The 20,622-nt window shown below is 65.5% G+C and carries 19 protein-coding genes; 7 read left to right on the top strand and 12 right to left on the bottom strand.

From position 1 onward, the window contains the following. Positions 1 to 74: 74 nt before the first annotated feature. Positions 75 to 815, bottom strand: coding sequence for a dihydrofolate reductase family protein (locus EV191_RS01965; protein WP_132875049.1), 741 nt, complete (start codon positions 813 to 815; stop codon positions 75 to 77). Beyond that, positions 815 to 1,681 carry a dihydropteroate synthase gene (folP, locus tag EV191_RS01970; RefSeq protein ID WP_132875050.1) on the bottom strand — a complete coding sequence of 289 codons (867 nt, stop codon included), beginning with the start codon at positions 1,679 to 1,681 and terminating at the stop codon, positions 815 to 817. Before folP ends, EV191_RS01965 begins: the two co-directional genes overlap by 1 nt. A gap of 168 nt (positions 1,682 to 1,849) precedes the next feature. Between folP and EV191_RS01975 the strand changes: the two genes are divergently transcribed. Next, complete coding sequence (locus EV191_RS01975) at positions 1,850 to 2,875, top strand: class I SAM-dependent methyltransferase (protein WP_165912782.1); 1,026 nt, start codon at positions 1,850 to 1,852, stop codon at positions 2,873 to 2,875. A 441-nt stretch (positions 2,876 to 3,316) separates the two neighbouring features. Here the strand turns inward: EV191_RS01975 and EV191_RS01980 are convergent, their stop codons facing one another. The 5 genes from EV191_RS01980 to EV191_RS02000 form a co-directional block, all read right to left on the bottom strand. Continuing rightward, positions 3,317 to 4,951 (bottom strand): BCCT family transporter, encoded by a 1,635-nt coding sequence (locus EV191_RS01980; protein ID WP_132875052.1) that lies wholly within the window; start codon positions 4,949 to 4,951, stop codon positions 3,317 to 3,319. 398 nt (positions 4,952 to 5,349) lie between these two features. Further along, the gene (locus EV191_RS01985; RefSeq protein ID WP_132875053.1) at positions 5,350 to 6,204 is read right to left on the bottom strand and encodes a sugar phosphate isomerase/epimerase family protein; all 855 of its coding nucleotides are present in this window, start codon (positions 6,202 to 6,204) and stop codon (positions 5,350 to 5,352) included. Positions 6,205 to 6,250: 46 nt separating this feature from the next. Next, a complete protein-coding gene (locus EV191_RS01990) occupies positions 6,251 to 7,021 on the bottom strand; it encodes an ATP-binding cassette domain-containing protein (RefSeq protein WP_132875054.1) in 771 nt (256 codons plus the stop codon). After that, a complete protein-coding gene (locus EV191_RS01995) occupies positions 7,018 to 8,010 on the bottom strand; it encodes an ABC transporter permease (protein WP_132875055.1) in 993 nt (330 codons plus the stop codon). Before EV191_RS01995 ends, EV191_RS01990 begins: the two co-directional genes overlap by 4 nt. 12 nt (positions 8,011 to 8,022) lie before the next feature. Beyond that, positions 8,023 to 9,024, bottom strand: coding sequence for a substrate-binding domain-containing protein (locus tag EV191_RS02000; protein WP_132875056.1), 1,002 nt, complete (start codon positions 9,022 to 9,024; stop codon positions 8,023 to 8,025). Between the two features lie 123 nt (positions 9,025 to 9,147). Here EV191_RS02000 and EV191_RS02005 point away from each other — a divergent pair, with 123 nt between their 5' ends. Continuing rightward, complete coding sequence (locus tag EV191_RS02005) at positions 9,148 to 10,317, top strand: ROK family protein (protein ID WP_132875057.1); 1,170 nt, start codon at positions 9,148 to 9,150, stop codon at positions 10,315 to 10,317. On the opposite strand, the gene EV191_RS02010 is transcribed toward EV191_RS02005, so the two are convergent. From EV191_RS02010 to EV191_RS02025, 4 genes are all read right to left on the bottom strand, one after another. Then, positions 10,318 to 11,100 carry an enoyl-CoA hydratase-related protein gene (locus tag EV191_RS02010; protein ID WP_132875058.1) on the bottom strand — a complete coding sequence of 261 codons (783 nt, stop codon included), beginning with the start codon at positions 11,098 to 11,100 and terminating at the stop codon, positions 10,318 to 10,320. A 19-nt stretch (positions 11,101 to 11,119) separates the two neighbouring features. Continuing rightward, entirely contained in the window at positions 11,120 to 13,222 is a 2,103-nt protein-coding gene (locus EV191_RS02015; RefSeq protein WP_243658702.1) for an acetate--CoA ligase family protein, read from the bottom strand. Positions 13,223 to 13,303: 81 nt separating this feature from the next. Next, positions 13,304 to 14,464 (bottom strand): acyl-CoA dehydrogenase family protein, encoded by a 1,161-nt coding sequence (locus tag EV191_RS02020; RefSeq protein WP_132875060.1) that lies wholly within the window; start codon positions 14,462 to 14,464, stop codon positions 13,304 to 13,306. Positions 14,465 to 14,466: 2 nt separating this feature from the next. Then, positions 14,467 to 15,060 (bottom strand): thioesterase family protein, encoded by a 594-nt coding sequence (locus EV191_RS02025; protein WP_132875061.1) that lies wholly within the window; start codon positions 15,058 to 15,060, stop codon positions 14,467 to 14,469. Positions 15,061 to 15,191: 131 nt separating this feature from the next. Between EV191_RS02025 and EV191_RS02030 the strand changes: the two genes are divergently transcribed. Then, positions 15,192 to 15,995, top strand: a complete 804-nt coding sequence (locus EV191_RS02030) for an IclR family transcriptional regulator (protein WP_132875062.1) — start codon at positions 15,192 to 15,194, stop codon at positions 15,993 to 15,995. Positions 15,996 to 16,272: 277 nt separating this feature from the next. Further along, entirely contained in the window at positions 16,273 to 17,808 is a 1,536-nt protein-coding gene (locus EV191_RS02035) for a BCCT family transporter (protein ID WP_207894371.1), read from the top strand. Here the strand turns inward: EV191_RS02035 and EV191_RS02040 are convergent. Next, positions 17,795 to 18,784 (bottom strand): bile acid:sodium symporter family protein, encoded by a 990-nt coding sequence (locus EV191_RS02040; protein WP_132875064.1) that lies wholly within the window; start codon positions 18,782 to 18,784, stop codon positions 17,795 to 17,797. The genes EV191_RS02035 and EV191_RS02040 overlap by 14 nt on opposite strands. Positions 18,785 to 18,905: 121 nt before the next feature. Between EV191_RS02040 and EV191_RS02045 the strand changes: the two genes are divergently transcribed. From EV191_RS02045 to EV191_RS02055, 3 genes are read left to right on the top strand one after another with little or no spacing between them, the layout of a single operon-like run. Continuing rightward, positions 18,906 to 19,103, top strand: a complete 198-nt coding sequence (locus EV191_RS02045) for a hypothetical protein (RefSeq protein WP_132875065.1) — start codon at positions 18,906 to 18,908, stop codon at positions 19,101 to 19,103. 18 nt (positions 19,104 to 19,121) lie between these two features. Beyond that, on the top strand, positions 19,122 to 19,736 hold the full coding sequence (locus EV191_RS02050) for a TetR/AcrR family transcriptional regulator (RefSeq protein ID WP_132875066.1): 615 nt from the start codon (positions 19,122 to 19,124) through the stop codon (positions 19,734 to 19,736). Between the two features lie 13 nt (positions 19,737 to 19,749). Beyond that, positions 19,750 to 20,610: a PaaX family transcriptional regulator gene (locus EV191_RS02055; protein WP_132875067.1), complete on the top strand. Its 861-nt coding sequence runs from the start codon at positions 19,750 to 19,752 to the stop codon at positions 20,608 to 20,610. The last annotated feature ends 12 nt before the right edge of the window (positions 20,611 to 20,622 follow it).

Consider the following 20,622-nt stretch of genomic DNA (forward strand, 5'->3'; position numbering starts at 1 on the left):
TAACCCAAAGGAACGCGGTTACGCACCATCACCGCAAGATCCCTAAAGATTGCGGTCACGCAGCGCGCTCGACGTCAGTCGAGCAGGTAGCGCAGCAGCAGCGTGTCGTCCTCGGTAAGCGCGGAAGCAAGCCGCAGCCGGCGCGGGTCGAGGTCATAACCGGCGGCGATCCGCCCAGCCGCGCCCGCGAGCAACAGCGGCGCGATCGTCAGCCGCAGCTCGTCCACCACGCCCGCCGCGAGCGCGGCACCGAACAACCGGGGACCACCATCACAGTGGATCCGCCGCAACCCAAGCTCGGCCAGCTCGTTCAGCGCACTGGGCAGATCGACGCTCGTTGTGCCATGCACCAACACCCGCGCCCCCGTCGCCTGCCAAGCCGCACGGCGTTCGGCGGAAGCGGCCGCGCAGGTGAGCACGATCGTCGGGGTCGACACCTTAGTCAGTACCGGCGCGTCGGGCGGCAGCGAGGCGCCGGTCGTCACCACCGCGATCGGGGCCACCTCGGCCAACCCCTGCGCGCGCCGCACCGCCAACTGCCAGTCCGCGTGCGCCGCCTCGCCAAACCGCTCCGCGACCGCGGTTGCCGCACCCACCAACAGCACGTCGGCAAGCGCGGCACCGAGCGGATACACCTTCCGATCCGCACTGTTGGTCAGTGCCCGGGACCGGCCAGCCACCTCGACCGCGCCATCGGCACTGCTCACGAAGTTCACCGCGAGCCAGCGGTGGGCATCGGCTGGAAAGCCGTAGAGCCGCAGCAAATCGGACTCGGAGACGTCCCCAGCCCGCTCGGCCGGCCAGATCTGCCGCATCAGTCGGTGTACCTGACAACCTTGGCCGGCGGCCGATCCCCACGGATACTGGCCACCATCTCCACGGTTTCCCTGCTCTCCCGTACCTGGTGCACCCGGAACCCGGCGGCACCGGCCTGCGCGGCCAGCGCGGTCGCCGCGAGCGTGCCAATCAGCCGCTCCTCGAGCGGTACATCGAGCGTCTCGCCAACCACGTTCTTGTTGCTCAGCGCCATCAACACCGGCCACCCGGTGTCCACCAGCGCCCGCACCTCACGCAGCAGCGCGAGCGAGTGCCAAGTGTTCTTGCCGAAGTCCAACGCGGGGTCGATCATGATCCCGGCGCGCGGCACCCCGATCGCCACGGCGCGTTCGGCAAGCGTGCTGATCTCCTCGATCACCTCGGCAACCACGTCGTCGTAGCGCGGCCGCACCGGATCGGTCCGCGGCGCCAGCCCGTTGGCGTGCGAACACACGTAGCCGGTACCGAACTCGGCGGCCACCTCAAGCATGCCCTGGTCGTAGGTTTGCCAGCTGTCATTGAGCAGGTCCGCGCCGGCCACGCACACCGCTTCGGCCACCTCGCGCCGGTAGGTGTCCACGCTGATCACCAGGTCCGGGTAGCATGCCCGCGCCCATTCCACGGTGGGCACCACGCGATCGATCTCTTCGGCCACGGTGACCTCGGGCCCCGGGCTTGCCGGCACCCCACCGATATCGATGATGTCCGCCCCGTCCGCGATGGCCTTGTCGATCGCGGTCCGCGCGGCGTTTTCCTGAAAGGTCACGCCGTGGTCGTAGAACGAATCGGGCGTCCGGTTGATGATGGCCATGATCAACGCGCGATCACGAACGACTTTGCGACCTCGGAAGGTCAAGTCCGGCATCGGGTCCCCTCACTTGTGTCAGTACTGCCCGAGGTCATCATCTGTTTACCCGTTCACCGGCGAACGAGTCCACCGCTTGGCAACAGGAACGCCGGGTCCATGACCAGGATTACACACCGACAGCCGCCGTTCGCGGCGTTTCCGACCCGCACGAGGAGAACGCGAACCATGTCCACCTACGGTGCCGCCTCGGCACACTACCTGTCCCCACGCCGCCGCGATCCGGTCAAGGTCGGCATGGAGGAGCTCGTCTCGCACGAGATCTTCGCGGGGGCGGTGGCCGCGCTCAACCTGCCGACCGGCGCCGACTTGCGGGTACTCGATCTGGGCAGCGGCACCGGCGACGGCTTCGCCCTACTCACCAAGCCGCACGGCGACCTTGCTCCGGTCACCGCGAACTACCGGCTCAGCTACCTCGGACTCGACGCCAACCCGGCGATGGTGGCAACCGCCCGCGAGGTGTACGGCGCGGCCGGCGCCGAGTTCACCCTCGGCGACATCCGCGGCCCACTGCCCGAGGTGCCAGTCGATCTGTACCTGTCCTGCGGGGTGCCCTATTCGCACCTCACCGAAGATGAGGTGGCCGCCGCACTGCGCGAGCTCTTTGACCGGACCGCTGCCAGCGGCCGGACCGCGGCCGTGGTGCTGGACGTACTCGGCCGCTACTCGGTGGAGTGGACGCCGAACTGGGCGCAGGCCAGGTGGCGCTATGCCATGACGTTCTTCGAAGACACCGCCGAACAGCTGACGGAACAGATGACCTTCTTCGATCGGCCGAAACTCACCGAACTCATCACCACGGCCGCCGCGGAAACTGGCGTACGGCTCAGCGAACTCGAGTTCACCGATCGCTCGGTACTACTCGGCAGGCATACCGCCACCCGCGCGTTCAACCCGGCTATCCCCGCCTTCCGTAGCCTGGTCAACAAGCTAGCGGATGGCGAAACTCCCGTCCGCCCCAACGAACTCGCCTTCGCCGCCCCCACGTCGGGCGCACCCGACGAGATCCTGGCCTTCTTCCGTGAATGGGCCACCGGCTGGCAGGAGCTGCTCGACGGTGCCGGAGACCCGCACACGCCGCTGGCCGGCCAGCCAGCCCGCGCGCTGGCCGCGGAACTGCTCCGCTATGAGCGGGAGAACCAGCGCGGACTCGGCGCCGCGCATTCGCTGACCGCGACCATGCTGGTGACCTGACGTGGGGTACCCCGCCTCCCGTAGTTGGACCGTAGTCGCACCCGCGAAACGACCCGCTCATATGAGCTGAGCTGCGGGTTCCTGCCCACCGCGAAATCGATTCAGTGACACTGTACTGCCGAGAATCGCGTGCACAATTATCAATCAGCACGACAAAGGCTACGGAGTAAGCGGTTCTCAGTTCCGGTTCGCTTCGGTGAGTGGCGAACCGAACGAGGCGCGAAGCCGTGACACTCCGTACCGGGTGATCCTGTACCAGACCACAGGATCACCCGGTATGGCGGCGAGCAGGGTGACCCCTCGATCCTGCTCGCCGCTTTTTTATGCCATCTTTTATGCGCCCTCGCCAAATCGCATTTACCCTACATGCAACTGGGCGGGCCACCTTGGATATCCACAGTGGATTCCAGTGGGTGACCCGCCCAGTTGGACGTTGGTTACTCAATCAACGGCGGCGGTTTCACCTTTCGCGCCGCGTTCCGCGGCCACCGCATCGCCGTCCGCACTGTCCGACTTGCCCTTACCGTTAGTTTTGGTGTTGGGCAAGAACTCGGCCGTATCCTCCCGCAGCGCCCGAATCAGGTTGAACATCATCAGGAAGGCGATCACGAAGAACGGCAAGCCGATAACGGTGATGACTTGTTGTAGTGCTTCTAGCCCGCCTTGTCCGGTAGCAGCGAGCAAAGTACCGGCGACAATGCCGATCGCGATCGCCCAGAACACCCGCTGCCTCGTCGGCCCTGGCTCGCTTTCGCCAGTGCACAGCATGTCCACGACAAGCGCGGCCGAATCCATTGAGGTGGTGAAGAAGATGACCACCAGGATCACCGCCAGAGTGGACATCACCATCGCCCACGGGAAGTTCTCCAGGAACGCGAACAGAGCCCCTGGTATATCCCCGTTGTTGACAACCTCGTCGACCAGTCCACCAGATCCGTTGCGCTCGATGTCGAACGCCGAGTAGCCGAAGATCGCGTACCAGATGATGCTAAACGCCGTAGGCAGGAACAGCACGCCGCGGATGAAGTCTCGAATCGTGCGGCCACGGGAAATCCGCGCGATGAAAATGCCGACGAACGGCGACCAGGTGATCGTCCATGCCCAGTAGAACACCGTCCAGCCGCCCTGCCAGCCGGTGTTGCCGAAGGTGTCGTTCCAGAACGAAAGCGGCACGATCGAGCTGAGGTAGTTACCGGTCGTTTCGATGATGCCCCGCGTCAGGTACAGCGTCGAACCGGTAACCAGCACGAAGACCATCAGTCCGATAGCCATCACGATGTTGGCATTGGACAGGCGCTTGATGCCCTTACTCAGCCCGAGCGCCACCGAAATCAGCGCGATCACCGAAACAACAGCGATGATCAAGATCTGCATCACAGCGCCTTCGGAAACCCCGAACAGCCTGGCCAAACCGCTGTTAATCTGTAGTGTGCCAAGGCCGATAGACACCGCGACACCAAAGATGGTGCCGATTACCGCGGTGATGTCGATGATCCGGCCGATCGGACCGTAGATCTTGTCCCCAAGCAGCGGTTGAAAGATCGAGCTGACCCTGGCCGGCAATCCTCGCTTGTAGATGAAGTAAGCGAAGGCCAGCGCGGGCAAGCAGAAAATGGTCCAGGTATGCAGACCGAAGTGGTAGAGCGTGAAGCTCATCGCCTGGTTCGCCGCCGGCACTGATTCCGGTGGAACATCCTGCATGGGCGGGTTCGCGAAGTGGCTAACCGGCTCGGCCACACCCCAGAACATCAGGATGGTACCGATTCCTGCCGCGAACAACATCGCGAACCACACCGGCGTGCTGAACTCCGGGCGCTCGTTCTCCCCACCCAGTCGAACATTGCCGTACCTACTCACCGCGATCCAGATCAGGAAGATCAGGAACGTGGTGACGCCAAGTATGTAAAACCAACCAAGTTTGTCCAGGATCCAGTCCGACATAGAGCCAAACAGGCTGTCCATCGGTCCGGTAAAAGCAATTGTTACGGTGACAAATAGTGCGGTCAGTCCCGCAGAAACAAAGAAGATTACTGGGTTAGTTCGGAGACCAAGCTTATCGTGTAGCTTCTCCAGCACCTCGGTTCTCCCTATTCTGATGGCGGTCGTATCCCATAGGCCTCGCCACTCCAGGGCAACTGGTACTCGACGGCGGGGACCATGCAGAATTTTCGGTTATGGCTGGGATTTCTCCAGCGAAGCTGGAGCGCCGGTCATCCCCACGAACCGCGGAGCCACCGGCATCGGACACTGGCGGGCAGCCGAGCCGCGCACAAGCATTCGCACCTCGGTAAGCCCGGAACCGTAGCCGCCGAGAATAGGATTGTCAACAATCCGATTCTCGGCGCTGCCCGAACACGCCAGCGTCACACACCTAGCACGAGTAACCGTCCGCCGGGCCTTCCCGACTTTCCCGGTTCGCCCGGCTTGGTGCTTCGCTCAGCAAAGCACCGGCAAGCAAGCCGAGCGCGGCAACCTCACCCGGCGGCGAGCTGCCGATCAAGGAAAGCCTTGGCATGCGCCGCAAGATCCGCGCTGTCCTCCCACAAGTTCCGCCATACCGCAAGGTTGTTGGACAGCTCCGGATGCACGACAGCCGAGGAGAAGCTTTCGAAGGTGATCGGGCCGCCGTAACCCTGCGCCGCGAGCGCGCCGAACAACTGTCCGAAATCGATGGTCCCGGTGCCGAGATAGCCACGGTGACTTTCCCCGATATGCACGTAGCCAAGCCGATCACCGCAGCTCGCGACGGGGGTCGCGAAGTCAGCTTCCTCGATATTCATGTGGTAGCTGTCCAGGTGGACCACCACATTGTCCGCTCCGATGTCCGCGATCAGCTCGAGTGCCTGCTCCGCGGTGTTCAACACGTTGCTCTCGTACCTGTTGACAACTTCCAATCCGATGGTGACGCCGGCATCGGCGGCATCGCCGGCAAGTCCGGCGAGCTCACGGACCACGTTTGCCCTGCCAAGCTCGGTCAGCGGCGCGGGGTACTTGCCGAGCGTGGAGAACAGCACGCCGCCAAGGTAGTCACCACCCAGTCGCACCGTGGTGTCCAGCGCGGATGCCAGCAGTTGCCGGCCGCCACGCACGATGTCCGGATCGGTGCTGGAGATATCCGCGTCCCAGCGCAGGCCGAGCGAGCAGCCTGCCGCCAGGCCGTTGTCCGCGAGCAGACGCGCGGTCCGCGCGGTATCGATGGCGGCCGGATCGGGTATTGGAATCTCGATCAAATCGTAACCGGCTCGTGCGGTTGACTCGATCGCCTTACGCGCCGAGTCCGCCGACCAATCCCCTACCCACACCGCCGCGTGCAGCCCGAGCTGGTTCACTGAGCACATCCCCTTTCGGTAACAATAGATTCCGTGGCGACAACACTTAGCCAGCAATCGCCCCGGTAACCAGGCCGACCAGTTCTTCCCCGGTCGTCTCGGTGGTCAGCCGGCCACCAGCCAGGGCACCAGAGCGCAGTACCCACACCCGGTCGGCAAGCCGCAGCACCTGCTCGAAGTTGTGGCTGATCAGCAGAATCGTCATGCCTTCCGCGCGCAAACCAGCGATCAGCTCCTCCACTCGCGCGGTCTCCTGCACACCAAGTGCAGCGGTTGGCTCGTCCATAATCACCAACTTCGACCCCCATCCGGCGGCACGGGCGATCGCGACCGCCTGCCGCTGGCCACCGGACAGCCGCTGTACCTTGGCCCGCACCGGCGGAACGTTGACGGAAAGCCTGGCGAGCATTTCCCGAGCTTTCACTTGCATGGCCCCACGATCGAGCACCGCGAACGGGCCGAGCCGGCGAACCAGTTCCCGGTTGAGAAACAGGTTCTGCCATACGGTCAGTTCGTCCACCAGCGCGAGGTTCTGGTGCACCGTCTCGATTCCGGCCAACCTGGCCGCTTGCGGGTCAGCGAACCGAACCGGCTGGCCAGCGAAGGTAACCCGACCATGATCCGGCTGGTGCACCCCGGAAAGCACCCGCACCAATGTGGACTTTCCGGCACCATTGTCGCCAACCAGTGCGGTAATCTGCCCACGCGGTAGCCACAGCGAGATATCCCGCAACGCCCGCACGTTGCCGAACGATTTGCTCAGCTGCTCCACTCCGAGCAGCACATCCTGCGAGATGGGCGAAGTGGGTCCGGTCATCGCTGATACCTCATCAACAGTGCGGCCAGCACGACGACGATGCCGACGGCAAGCGGTTGGTAGAACTGGGAAATACCGAGCAGTGTCAATCCATTGGTCAGGGCGGTGAGCAACAGCGCGCCAAGTACTGGTCCGGCGATACTGCCTCGGCCACCGCGCAGACTCACCCCGCCGAGCACCACCGCGGCGATCGCGTTGAGTAGGTAGGTGGTGTTGATTGCCGGCTCGGCCGCGCCAAGCCTGGAGACAAGCAGGATCGCCGCGAGCCCGGCGAGCACACCGGAAATCAGGTACACGACGAGCCGTACCCTGCCGATGCGCACGCCCATCGCCCGCGCGCCCTCGGCATTGCCCCCGGTCGCCAGTACGTGCACGCCGAATCTGGTGCGGAACAACACGATATGCCCGAGCACCGCTACCACCGCGGCCACGATCACCGAGTAGCCAATCGGGCCAACCGAACCGCTCGCCAGCGTCAGCAGCGCGGGGTCGACCACATCAGTCGGTTGACCATCGGAGAGGATCAGCGCCGCGCCGGAGGCCGCGGAGAACATCCCAAGGGTGACCACGAAATCGGGCACCCTTCCCTTCGCCACGAGCAGACCGTTCACCGCACCAGCCGCGGCGGCGGCGAGCACCCCACCGGCACAGGCGAACAGGATCGGCCAGCCAGCGGCGTACAGCAGACCGAGCACCACCGCGCCGAAGGTCATCACTGAGGCGATCGAAAGGTCGATTCCCGAGGTGCTGATCACGAAGGCCTGCCCGACCGCGAGCACCACAAGGATCGCGGCGGAAACCAGCATCGCTTCAATGTTGCCGAGCGTCAGGAAGCTCGGGCTGGCGATCCCGAAGACCAGCACGATCGCCAGCAACCCGATCGCGGCGGCCCAATCCGCCCAGAAACCGATGTCCCGCACTCGTTCGCGTAGCGGTTCGCGCGGTTCGTCAACCGGAACCGAACCTGCTTCTGTTGCCAAGCCAGCCATCCCGCCACCTTCCTATCGCGCGAGCAGCCGCTGATACGGATCGTCGTATTCCTCGAAAGGTCGTGGGAAGGCGGCCAGCGCCTTGTCCACATTGGCCTTGTCAACCAGCGCGACAGGTGCTTCGACGGTGGCCGGTAGCCGGTGCCCAGCCACCGCGGCACGGCAGGCGCGCATACCCATCTCGCCAATCGTGTAGGGATACTGGGCAACCGTGGCGGCCAAGCCACCGGCAGCGACCGCGCGTAGCCCCTCCTCGGTCCCATCCACGCTGACCACCTGAACCTCGTCCGCACGGCCGGCGTTGGCCACCGCCCTGCTGACGCCGAGCCCCATGTCGTCATTGGCCACGAAGAACGCGGTCAGCTCCGGCTGGCCACGCAGGATCTCCTCCGCTCTGGTCAACGCCTGTGGACGGCTCCACTCGTCGACGGCCACCGTCTGCACCACACGTAGCCGGTCGCTCGCCGCCTGCCGGAATCCGGTGAGCCGGTCGGTACTGGTGACATCGCCACCGGTACCGCCGATCAGTGCCACGGCCGCGCCGGCGGGTAACCGCTCGACAAGGAACTCCCCAGCCAACCGGCCAGCATCCTGGTTGTCCGTACCCACGTAGCTGGTCAGCGGGTCGCCGGCGAGCCGCGCCGCGGCCGGATCGACCGGGCTATCGATATTGATCACCGGCTTGCCCTGCTCGGCGAGCCCACTCAGGGACTGCACCAGATTCGTTCCGCTGATCGGATTGATCATGTAACAGCCGAAACCCTGCACGGCCACCGCACTCAGCTTGTCGGCCTGGCCCGTGGTGTCCGCCGTGGACTGTGCGGCTTGTACCGTGACCTCGCCCCGCGCGGTGTCCTCGATACCGTCCGCCATCGCCTGGAAGAACGGGTTGTCCAGCCCTTTGATCACCGCGGCAACCTCGCTTGACCGATCCGGCGGCGCACAACCGGCCAGCACGCAGCTGACCGCAAGAAGAGCCAGCACGGCGGGCACCGGCCGGCGGGCGCTGGGCATCTCATCGCCTCCTCGCGAAGAGCTCGTACCGGCACGCTAGCCAATCTTCTGTTCAATGACAATCAAAAGATATCGATCTTCTGATCAAACCGTCTAAGATGTCGGCTAGGGGAGGATGACCGGATGACCGATCCAGCGCCGCAGGGGCTCGCCGAGGTGCTCGCGCTCTTTCGCCAGCACGCGAGCCTGACCAGGGCTGAAGTGATGGCCCTTACCGGGCTCGCCCGTGCCACGGTCAACCAGCGGTTGCACACGCTGCTCGAGCACGAGCTACTGGTGCCCGCTGGCTCGAGTGAATCCACCGGCGGGCGCAAGGCTGAGCGCTTCGCCTTCCACACCACCAGCGGCTGGCTACTCGTCTGCGATACCGGAGCATCCGGGCTACGCGCCGCGCTCTGTGATCTGGACAGCCGGATCGCGCTGGAACGTACCGCGACCGTCGATATCGCGGCCGGCCCGCGAACCGTGCTGGGCCAGGTCGCGGCGGAGTTCGACGAGCTGCTTGCCGCCGGCGGCACCCGGCCGGTCCGGGGCATCGCGATCAGCGTGCCCGGCCCCGTCGAGTTCGAGGCCGGCAGGGTGATCGCGCCGCCGATCATGACCGGCTGGGACGGTTTCGATATTCGCGGCGAGTTCGCCACCAGGTACGGCTGCCCGACCGTGGTGGACAACGACGTGAACGTGATGGCACTCGGCGAGCAGCGCAGTGCCTACCCGGACATTGGCCATCTGCTACTGGTGAAAGCCGGCACCGGCATCGGTTCCGGGATCGTCTCAGGTGGACGGATTCTGCGTGGCGCCTACGGCGCGGCCGGTGATATCGGCCATGTGCCCGCACTGCTCGCTGGGGACTCCAAGCCGCCAGCCTGCCGCTGCGGTAACACCGGTTGCGTCGAGGCCTACGCTGGCGGCTGGGCACTTGTCCGCGAGCTGCGCGCGCATGGCCACGAACTGTCCACCGTGGCCGAGGTAGCCGCGCTGCTGCGCGCCGGTGAGCCCCCCGCGGTTGGCCTCGCTCGCCGCGCTGGCCGACTGCTCGGCGAAGCGGTGGCGACCGCGGTCAGCATCCTCAACCCGGCGGCCGTAATAGTTGCCGGCCAGCTCGCGGATACCAACGAGCAGCTGCTGGCCGGGGTACGGGAACGCGTGTACCAGCGTTCACTTCCCCTTGCCACCAGGCGATTGACGATCGAGCGCAGCTCACTGGGGTCGCGTGCCGGGATGACCGGCCTTGCGCTACAACTCGCCGATACGGTCTTCGCTGCCCCGCATATCCAGACCTTGCTTCGCTAGCTAGCTTCCTGTCCACTTCGGAGTACGCCGTTCGGCGAAGGCACGTGGCCCTTCTTCCGCATCGGCCGAGGTGAGCATCCGCTGGTAGCTGGTGAGCGTGCCGTCCCGCATCCGCCGGTAACCGGCGGCCACGTCGAGCGCTTCGGTCTCGGCCAGTACTTCCTTCAGCGCCGCGATCGCGAGTGGGGCGCCAGCGCTGATCTGCCTGGCCAGCTCGAGCGCCACATTGGACAGCTCGCCGGCCGGCGCAAGTCGAGTCACCAATCCCCAGCGCGCGGCCTCCGTCGCGGGCAGCCGGCGACCGGTCATCATCAGTTCGGTGGCCAGTGCGCGAGGTACCCGTTTCGGCAGCCGCAGCACCCCACCGGAGTCCGGGATCATCCCGATACCCACCTCGGGCAGGGCGAACTCCGCATGTTCGGACGCCACGATCAGATCGGCGGCGAGGGCAAGCTCGAACCCGCCGCCGAAGGCAAGCCCGTTCACCGCCGCGATCACCGGCTTGCCCAACGTGAAGAGCTCAGTCAGTCCGGCGAATCCGCCTGGCCCGTGGTCCGCGTCGATCGCTTCGCCGTCGGCCGCGGCATGCAGATCCCAGCCAGCCGAGAAGAACCGCTCGCCGGCACCGGTGAGTACCGCTACCCGCAACGCGTCGTCATTGCGCAGCCGGTCAAACGCCGCGTAGAGCGCATTACTGGTGGCCACGTTGATCGCGTTCGCTTTTGGTCGATCCAGCGTGATGACGAGTACTTCGCCGTCCACATCGAGCCGTACCGGATCCATTCGTGTCCTTTCCATCCGATTAGGACGCCACCCGCGTCTCGTCCGGTGCCTTGTTGAGCAGTACGTCAACCGCGATCGCTCCACTGCCCTCCGGGCGCACCAGCAGTGGATTCACGTCGAGCTCGATAACGTCTGCGGTGCGCGCGTACTCCGCGATAGCCTCGATCGCATCCAGTACCGCGGCGACATCACCGGCCGGCCGACCCCGGTAACCGGCGAGCATCGGCCAGCACCGCAGCGAAGTCAGCGCGGCATGTAACTCGGCGCGAGTGGCCGGCAACAGCACGGTCGCGGTGTCCCGCAACAGTTCAACCAGCACACCACCCGAGCCAACGGTCAACGCGAGGCCAAACTGCGGATCCCGGTGCACGCCGACGATCAGCTCGGCAACCGCATCCGGCACCATCCGCTCAACCAGAAACCGTTGCCCCAGACCGCTCATCGAGGTCACCGCGGCACGTACCGCATCGGCGCTGGACAGTCCGATATGCACGCCGCCGGCCTCACTCTTGTGCGCAAGATCAGCGGACAACGCTTTCGCCACGACCGGATAACCCAGCTCCTCCGCCGCGTGCACCGCCTGCTCCCTGTCGCGGACGACGAGCCCAGCCGGTACCGGCACGCCATACTCGGCAAGGGCCACCTTCGCGGCCCGCTCGTCGAACGAGCAGCCTTCGGCAAGCTCTGGCCGCGGATCGGGCGCACGTAGCTCCGCCGCGCCGCGCTGTGCCTTGCCGATCAGCGCGGCCGAGGTGATCGCGCGGATGGCGTCGGCCATCCCCTGCATCGGCGCGATCCCCTCGGTGATCAGCCATTCGCGCACCTGGTCCGGGATCCCCTCCGGCAGCGAGCTCACCACACAGGCGGCCATACCGGCACCCTCGCGCGCCTGCTGGAAGGCCGTCAGTGTTTTCTCCCAGTTCGCCGGATCGCAGCGGGCCTGGTCCGGGAAGTCCAGAATCAGTAGCTGCGCATCCACCCCGGCATCGAAAAGCGCCGCGAAACATGCCCGCTGCGCGTCCAGATCACCCCAGATGAAGGTGTGGTAATCGAGCGGGTTCGCCACATGCACCCTCGGCCCGAGCACCTCAGTGAGTCGCTCGGTCACCGGTTCCGGTAGTTCGGGAAGCTCGGCGCCGTATCGCTCGGCGACGTCCGCGATCAGCGCGGCCTCGCCACCGGAGCAGCTGGCCGTGGTGATCCGGCTGCCGGTGAGACCGCCGTGTACGTGCAGGAACTTCAGCGTCTCGAGGAAGGTGCTGACCTCGTGCACCCTGGCGATACCCAGCCGGGCGAACAGCGCGTCCCACAGCACGTCCGACCCGGCGAGCGAGCTGGTGTGGCCAAGGCTCGTGCGGGCGCCGAGTTCGGAACTTCCCGTCTTCAGCGCGACGATCGGCACCCCTTGCCGGATCGCCGCGAGCGCCGCCGAAGCGAAGGCGCCAACATCTGCGATGCCCTCCAGGTGCAGGCCGATGGCGGTCACCCGAGGATCGGCGAGCAAGGCTTCGATCAACTCCGGAATGCCGGTCACCGCGGCGTTTCCCGCGGTGATCACGTGGGCGATCGGGAGCGACCTGCGCTGCATGGTGAGGTTCTGCGCGATGTTCCCGCTTTGCGTCAGGATCGCCACGCCCCGATCCACCCGGTTACCACCGTGTTGATCCGGCCACAGCGCCGCACCGTCCAGATAGTTCAGCACACCAATACAGTTCGGCCCGATTACCGGCATGTCCCCGGCGGCCGCGCGCAGTTCGCGCTGTAGCCGGGCGCCATCCTCGCCGTGTTCGGCGAATCCGGCCGTGTAGCACACCGCGCCACCCGCGCCCCGGGAGTTCAGCTCCGCGACAACTGGAACGACCGATTCCTTTGGCACCGCGATGAACGCCGCATCCGGCGCATCCGGCAGCTCGGCAACACTCGAGTAGCAGCCAAGGTCCTCGATCTGGTTCCGGCGTGGATGTACCGGCCAGATCTCGCCAAGATAGCCGATGTCGCGGGACTGCCGGATCACCTCGGCGGCAGCGGCTCCACCGAAAGTCGCGATCGTTCGGGGGGCAAGCAGCCGGCGCAACTTGGACGGGCTTTGCGTCGATTCCACATCCGCCTCGATTCTCGTCACTAACATGCGCTGTGGGCAGGAGATGCGATGAGTGCCGCTTCGCAACCGGATGCGGCTACGGACTTGTCGTGCTGGCTCGGTTCAGCAGCCCAATGGGCGGAGCATCGACCTGGAGATGATGTGTCGCTGGATCTCGCTGGTGCCATCCCAGATCCGCTCCACCCTGGCATCTCGCCAGTAGCGCTCGATGGGCAGTTCGGCCATCAACCCCATGCCGCCAAAGATCTGCACCGCCCGGTCGGTGATCCTGGCCAGTGCTTCGGATGCGTAGAGCTTGGCCATCGCCGCGTCCTGGTCGGTCATCGTGCCCGCGTCCAACCGCGCGGCCGCCCGCATGGTCAACAGTTCGGCGGCCTCCAGTTCGGTAGCCATATCCGCGAGCTGGAAGCTCACGCCCTGGAAACGGCCGATCTGCTGGCCAAACTGGGCTCGCTCGGCCGCCCATTCGGTGGTCAGGTCGAGCACCCTGCGGGCGCGGCCGACGCTGGTCGCGGCCACGGTCAGCCGGCTGGCACCCAGCCATTCGCTCATCAGCTCGAAGCCGCGGCCCTCCTCGCCCAGTCGCTGCTCTGCCGGGATCCGGCAATCCACAAACGACAGTTCACACTGGTGGTAACCGCGGTGTGACACGCACGCCGAACCCGTCCGCACCGTGAAACCAGGCGTACCCATGTCCACCAGGAACGCGGAGATCAGGTTCCGCTCGCCGCGCGCGGTCTGCTCGACACCGGTGACCGCGAACAGGATCACGAAGTCCGCCATATCCGCGTGGCTGATGAAGTGCTTGGTCCCGTTGAGCACATACTCGTCGCCATCGCGAACCGCCCGAGTCGTCATCCCGCGAATATCCGAACCGGCGCCAGGCTCGGTCATCGCGAGACAGTCATGCCGCTTACCCGCGATGGCCGGGTGCAGGTAGCGGTCCCGCTGTGCGCCGGTACAGGCCTGCAGGATATTGCTCGGCCTGGCCACCAGCGTCTGCAAGGCGAAACTCGCCTTGCCCAGCTCGCGCTCGACCAGTGTCATACTGACCGCGTCCAGCCCACCACCGCCGAGCTCGGCCGGCATGTTCGCCGCGTAGAGCCCCGACTCGATCGCCTTGCGCCTGATCCGTTCGGCCAGCTCCGGTGGCACCTGGTCGGACCGCTCCACCTCGTCGGCGTGCGGATCCAGTTCGGTGGTCACGAACTTGCGGACCGTTTCGACGATCATGTGCTGCTCGTCGGTGAGTTCGAAGTCCATCGCTACCTCCGCCCGGCTTCCTGCTGCTGGCCGTTCCGGCTACCTTCACGCTTCTTCGGGATGGCGATCGGTCGGCCGACCACCTCGGGGACGGGTAGCTCGGCGTGCGCGCGGTGTACCGCCGCGATCCGCTCGTGCAGGTAGTCCGGGATCGGGCAGGACCTACCAGCGTGGGCATCCACGTGCACAAGTAGCTGCTCGGCCGTGGCAAGCAGCGTCTGGGTGCCGCCGTGCCACATCTCGTGGAAAAGGTGGACCCGCTTGGCGTCGTGGTCAAGTAGTCGCAGGCTCAACCGCAGCGGTTCGCCCTCAGCGACCTCGCGCCGGTTATGCACATGCGATTCCACCGTATACAGCGACTTCCCGCTTGCCCGGTACTCCTCACCAATTCCCACGTACCGGAAGAACGCGTCCGAGTTGTCCCCGAAGACGAGCAGGTAGCAGGACTCGCTCATATGCCCGTTGTAGTCCACCCACTTTGGACTCACCGGGGCCTCGTGTAGCCACAGCGGCGCCGGCACCGGCGCCTCGCCGTGCCAGTCCCGATGCCCGGTGCCCTCATAGGGCGTGACTATCCGCTCCTCGCTATTGGCCATTCACCCACCCGATGTTCGTAATGTGCGATGAGCATTCGCAATATGCGACAGTACGGTTGGGTGGTCGTGGCGTCAAGACGTCGCACGGATTACCCCGATTAGGCTGATGCCGAATCGGCGGGAGGAAGAACATGGCAGCGGCGCATGCGCCGGATGAACAACACCAGGTGGGCACGAAGGATGCCGGCAACCGGGTGCAGTCGGTGGACCGAGCGGTCGCGCTGCTCGGCGCGGTGTCGGCGGCCGCCCCCGAAGGCAAACCGGCGGCCGAACTCGCCGCGGACTGCGGGCTCAACCGGGCGACCGCATGGCGGCTGCTCGCCACCCTGGAACATCACGGGCTAGTGGAACGCGATCCGCTCACCAACCGGTACGCGATCGGCTTCGAGGTCGCCAGGTTAGCGACTACGGCCAGTGTCGCCGGCCTGATCCGCCGCGCACACGACGTGCTTGAACAGTTGTGCGTGGAAACCGGCGAGACGGCGAATATCGCGGTGGCACAACGACTTGGACTGACCTATGTGGACGAAGTAGCACCACCGCTGGTGCTCAGCGCACGCTGGCTAGGCAGGCAAGTCCCGGTACACGCGACATCCGCCGGCAAGGCGCTGCTCGCCTGGCTACCGGAGACCGAGGTGGACGCGATGCTCACTGGCCCACTGGTGGAGTACACCGCAACAACCCGTACGAACACCGACACGCTGCGCACCGAGCTGGCTCAGATACGCGCGCAGGGGTACAGCGTGAGCGTCGGCGAGATGGAGAGCCAACTCAATGGCGTCGCCGCACCGGTACTGGACACCCGGCAGCGCCCCATCGCGGTACTCAGCGTTTGGGGCCCCCAGGACCGGGTATCGGAAGAACGCTTCCCCGAGCTCGCCGCACGCCTGGTGACGGCCGCGACCGAGATCAGCGAACGGCTGACCGAGGGTTAGCAACCGCAAGATCCCGCCAGAACGCTAGCCGATTGAATTGCGACAATCGCGGTTTCCACTACAGATCGTTCTTACTTATACGCATAGCGTGTATCTCAACGAGAACGCTTTTACCTGCTAATACTGCCTCGGGGCTTGACCCAAGGCAGTATTCACGCCAAAGTACTCACCCAACTGAATGACTGATTGGTCAATCAGTTCGCAACGCGATTGCGTGCGCTTGGCCTTGTCGTCGATGTGTGGAGGTGTTTCCCCCATCACTGCGAAAACCGCGAAAGTGCGGCTCGATAAACGCGTATTCGGTTTGTCCCTGCTTCTCGTCGCGATCATCGTGGTCCCGGTCGCGATCGACCCGGATCGCGGTAAGCAGGCACTCGACGCGGTGCTCGGTTTTCTGACCGGCAAATTCGGCTGGCTCTACCTGTGGTTCGCGGTGGCGGTGGCTGGGCTGCTAATCTGGCTGGCCTTCAGCAAGTACGGCAAGATCAAATTTGGCGGCGCGAAAGACAAGCCCGAGTTCAGCACGTTGAGCTGGATCTCGATGATCTTCACCGCCGGTATCGGCGGCGGCCTGATGTACTGGGGCGTCATCGAGTGGGCGTACTACTACGACGATCCGCCGATGGGCGCGGAGTCTCGCAGTGTGGCAGCCGCGGACTGGGCGACCGCATACCCGCTCTTCCACTGGGGCATCACCGCATGGGCACTGTTCTGCCTGCCCGCACTGGCGTTGAGCTACGTCTACCACGTGCGCAAGCAGCAGACACTGCGGCTCTCGGACGCCTGCCGTGGAGTGATCGGCGATCGGGCGGACGGCTGGCTCGGTCGGCTGATCGACGTGCTGTTCATCTTCGGCCTGATTGGCGCCGCGGGCACCTCACTCGGCCTCGAGGTGCCCGTGGTCTCCGCATCGATCAGTTCGGTCACCGGGGTGGAGCGCGGGGTCGCGCTGGATATCGCGGTGATCGTCGCGTGGACCGCACTGTTCGGCGCCAGCGTGTTCCTCGGCCTGCAGAAGGGTCTCAAGCGGCTGGCCAATCTGAATGTCTGGCTGGCCGGGGCGCTCGGGGTGTTCATCCTGATCGCCGGGCCGACCGTGTTCATCATCGACACGTTCACCAACAGCGTCGGGTTCATGCTGCAGAACATCGTGCACATGAGCTTCTACACGGACCCTGTCGCGGCATCCGGGTTCGAGGAAGACTGGACGATCTTCTACTGGGGCTGGTGGATCGCCTACGCGCCGTTCGTCGGGCTGTTCGTCGCGAAGATCTCCAAGGGGCGCACGATTCGCGGCATGATCGGCGCGATGTGTATCGGCGGCAGCCTCGGTTGCTGGGTCGCCTTCGCACTGCTCGGTAACACCGGGCTCTTCTACGAGATCAAGAACATGGTCTCGGTTGCCGATCTGGTCACCCAGGAGGGCGATACCGCGGGGATCATGGCGGTCATGTCCAATTTGCCCCTGGGCGGGGTCGCGCTACTCGCGTTCGTGGTACTGCTCGTGATCTTCCTTGCCACCACATTGGACACCGCGGCGTACACGATGGCCAGCGCGGCGTCCAAGGAGTTGCCGAGGGACGCCGATCCCGCCCGGTGGCACCGCGTGTTCTGGGCAGTCGTACTTGCCAGCGTTTCGGTAGTGCTGATGTACGCGGGCGGCTTGGACACGCTGCAAACACTGTCCATTGTGACCGCGTTCCCGCTGATCTTCGTGCTCACCCTGGTGCTGATCTCGTTCCGACGCTGGCTGGTCGCGGACGCCAAGAAGACCAGCGAGCAGGAAGAGCCGGAACGGGTTACGACCGAATGACCCTGTCCGGGTCGGTGCCGCCCGCGGGATCCGCCGGCTCGGCCGGCCGGCGAACCCAGAACGTCGCGAGTAGTGCACCAGATACGTTGTGCCACACGGAAAACAGCGCCGCGGGAAGGGCGGCAAGCGGCTCGAAGTGAGTGGTTGCCAGGCTTGCCGACAGGCCGGAGTTCTGCATGCCAACCTCGATACTGACCGCCCGGCTGGACGATTCGTTCAGCCGGGCCAGCTTCGCGGCAAAGTAGCCGAGCGCAAGCCCGAAGCAATTGTGCAGGATCACCGCGAGGATCAGCAGCAGCCCACTACCCAGCACCACTTCGGCGTTCGCCCCGACCACCGCGGCCACGACCACCACGATGCCGGTCACCGAAACGAGCGGCAGATACGGCAGCACCCGGTCCACCCGCCGGCCGGCAACCGCCCGCACCAGCACTCCCGCGATCACCGGGACCAGCACGACCTGCACGATCGAGACGAACAGCTCCCAGAAGCCGACGGGCAGGTTGGACCCGGCCAGCCACAGCACAAGCAACGGGGTGAGTAGCGGCGCGAGCATGGTCGCCACCGAGGTGAGCGTGACCGAAAGCGCCACATCGCCGCGCGCCAGGTAGACGATCACGTTGGACGCGGTGCCCCCTGGCGCCGAGCCGACCAGCACCATACCGATCAGCAACGCGCCGGAGAGCCCGAGCAGCCAGCTGACCCCGACCGCGATGAGCGGCATGATCAGGAACTGGGCGGCAAGGCCAAGTAGTACCGCGAGCGGCCTGCGCAGCACCAGCGCGAAGTCCGCCGGCCGCAGGGTCAGCCCCATGCCGAACATGATGACGCCGAGCAGCAGCGGCACATAGTCGGAGACCACGGCTGCCTGATCCGGGATCACCAGCCCGACCACCCCGCCGAGCACAACCAACACGGCGAACCAGCGCCCGACGAACTCGGCGAGCCTGCGCAACGCGCCACCCTGGACCGTCATCGACGCCTCCAACCTCGACTCGTACCCAACCGCACGGGGTAACCCTAATAGCCAGAGCCCCCGCTCAGACCGCAAGATCCCTAAAGATTGCGGTTGTGGGCGCGCGGTCAGCGCCGCGGGAGTGGCGATCCTCGCCGGCCGGCCGGCGGTACCTGGCGAGCGCGCCGCGGTCACCTGCGACGAGCTACAGCCCGGCGCATGGGAGGTAGCGAACGCCAGTATCGGCGTGGTGGCGCTGGCCGAACTGGACCGCGAGCACACCGCGGATGTGGCAGGCCGCGCCGCGGCACTTGTCGCCGGGCGCGTGCCCACCGCCTGATCCTGCGATACTCACCGTATGGCCGTACCGACAACCCGCACCGCCCGCAGGGGCCGGCCAGGTTATGACCTGGAATCGCTACTGCGGATCGCGGTGAAATTGTTCAACGAGCGCGGTTACGACGGTACGAGCATGGAGGATCTGTCCCGCAAGCTCGGCATCACGAAATCGGCGATCTACCACCATGTGTCCAGCAAGCAGGAGCTGCTCCGGTTGGCCGTTGGCAGGGCCCTTGATGGGCTATTCGCCGTAGTCGAGGAAGCCAGGACCGTGCCGGGTCGCGCGATCGACCAGCTGGAGTTCCTGGTGCGCGGCAGTGTGACGGTGCTTGCCGACCGCCTGCCGTTCGTCACGCTACTGTTGCGGGTGCGCGGCAACACCAAGGTCGAACGGGATGCGCTGGCCAAGCGCAGGGAATTCGACCATATCGTGAGCGCATTGGTGGAACAGGCCGCGATCGACGGGGATATCCGCGCGGATATCGACCCGGCGACCACCGCACGCCTACTGTTCGGCATGGTCAACTCGCTTGTCGAGTGGTACCGGCCACGCAGGGACGATGACCTGCACACCATCGCGGATACGATCGCCACGATCGCGTTCGAGGGCATCCGGTTGCCGGGTGGCGAATGAGGTGGCACACGGGATGAGCGAGGCGGCAATGGCCGAAGTAAGTGGCGGGCCGGCGCTGAGCAGGCGCCGCGAAGTCAGCCACACCAGCGCCCGATCCCTGTTGATGACCTTGCTCGGCGAGTTCGTGCTACCCCGGGAAAGTCCAGTGTGGACGGCGACACTGGTGGATACGCTCGCGATGTTCGAGGTCGAGGAGAAATCAGCCAGGCAGGCACTGGCACGAGCCGCGGCCGAGGGGTGGCTCGGTTCCGAGCGCGTTGGCCGCAGGGTCCGCTGGTCGCTCACCGAACCCGGGCGGAAGCTACTCAGCGAGGGAGCGAGGCGGATCTACGGCTTCGGTAGCGCCGAGCGGCAATGGCCAGGCGACTGGTTGGTGCTGCTGGTTTCCGTACCGGAGACGAAGCGGGAACTACGACACCGGTTACGCACCCAGTTGAGCTGGGCGGGTTTTGGCTCGCCCGAGGCCGGCGTGTGGGTCAGCCCGGACACCAGCCGTGCCGACGAGGCCGGCGATATCCTGCGCGAACTCGAACTGGCCGACGACGCGATGTCGTTCACCGCGAGCTACGGCCCGATCGGCAGCCAACACGCGATGGTCGCCAGGGCCTGGGATCTGTCCGATCTGGAAGCGCGGTACGAGCGGTTCATCGCGGAGTTCGACAATCGTGAACCGGCCGATGACGAGGATGCGCTGCGCGCGCAAACGAAGCTGGTGCACGAATGGCGCCGGTTCCCTTTCCTCGATCCACAGTTGCCGGCCGAACTGCTGCCGGCCAACTGGAGCGGCACCCAGGCAGCCGAGCTGTTTCACCGTAAGCATGTGGACTGGCGACCGGCCGCGCAACGCTGCTGGTCCGCCCGCACTTCCGACTAGGTTTGGCCGCGG

It is taken from the genome of Tamaricihabitans halophyticus (genome assembly GCF_004340875.1).
GTDB classification, from domain to species: Bacteria; Actinomycetota; Actinomycetes; order Mycobacteriales; family Pseudonocardiaceae; genus Tamaricihabitans; species Tamaricihabitans halophyticus.

What these genes read in the sequence shown, in the direction of transcription:
- EV191_RS02030 (WP_132875062.1), top strand. Translation starts at nt 15,192, where the DNA reads ATGGCAGCGGCGCATGCGCCGGATGAACAACACCAGGTGGGCACGAAG.
- EV191_RS01990 (WP_132875054.1), bottom strand. Translation starts at nt 7,021, where the DNA reads ATGACCGGACCCACTTCGCCCATCTCGCAGGATGTGCTGCTCGGAGTG.
- EV191_RS02000 (WP_132875056.1), bottom strand. Translation starts at nt 9,024, where the DNA reads ATGCCCAGCGCCCGCCGGCCGGTGCCCGCCGTGCTGGCTCTTCTTGCG.
- EV191_RS02055 (WP_132875067.1), top strand. Translation starts at nt 19,750, where the DNA reads ATGAGCGAGGCGGCAATGGCCGAAGTAAGTGGCGGGCCGGCGCTGAGC.
- EV191_RS01995 (WP_132875055.1), bottom strand. Translation starts at nt 8,010, where the DNA reads ATGGCTGGCTTGGCAACAGAAGCAGGTTCGGTTCCGGTTGACGAACCG.
- EV191_RS02025 (WP_132875061.1), bottom strand. Translation starts at nt 15,060, where the DNA reads ATGGCCAATAGCGAGGAGCGGATAGTCACGCCCTATGAGGGCACCGGG.
- folP (WP_132875050.1), bottom strand. Translation starts at nt 1,681, where the DNA reads ATGCCGGACTTGACCTTCCGAGGTCGCAAAGTCGTTCGTGATCGCGCG.
- EV191_RS02005 (WP_132875057.1), top strand. Translation starts at nt 9,148, where the DNA reads ATGACCGATCCAGCGCCGCAGGGGCTCGCCGAGGTGCTCGCGCTCTTT.
- EV191_RS02050 (WP_132875066.1), top strand. Translation starts at nt 19,122, where the DNA reads ATGGCCGTACCGACAACCCGCACCGCCCGCAGGGGCCGGCCAGGTTAT.
- EV191_RS02040 (WP_132875064.1), bottom strand. Translation starts at nt 18,784, where the DNA reads ATGACGGTCCAGGGTGGCGCGTTGCGCAGGCTCGCCGAGTTCGTCGGG.
- EV191_RS01965 (WP_132875049.1), bottom strand. Translation starts at nt 815, where the DNA reads ATGCGGCAGATCTGGCCGGCCGAGCGGGCTGGGGACGTCTCCGAGTCC.
- EV191_RS02020 (WP_132875060.1), bottom strand. Translation starts at nt 14,464, where the DNA reads ATGGACTTCGAACTCACCGACGAGCAGCACATGATCGTCGAAACGGTC.
- EV191_RS02010 (WP_132875058.1), bottom strand. Translation starts at nt 11,100, where the DNA reads ATGGATCCGGTACGGCTCGATGTGGACGGCGAAGTACTCGTCATCACG.
- EV191_RS01975 (WP_165912782.1), top strand. Translation starts at nt 1,850, where the DNA reads ATGTCCACCTACGGTGCCGCCTCGGCACACTACCTGTCCCCACGCCGC.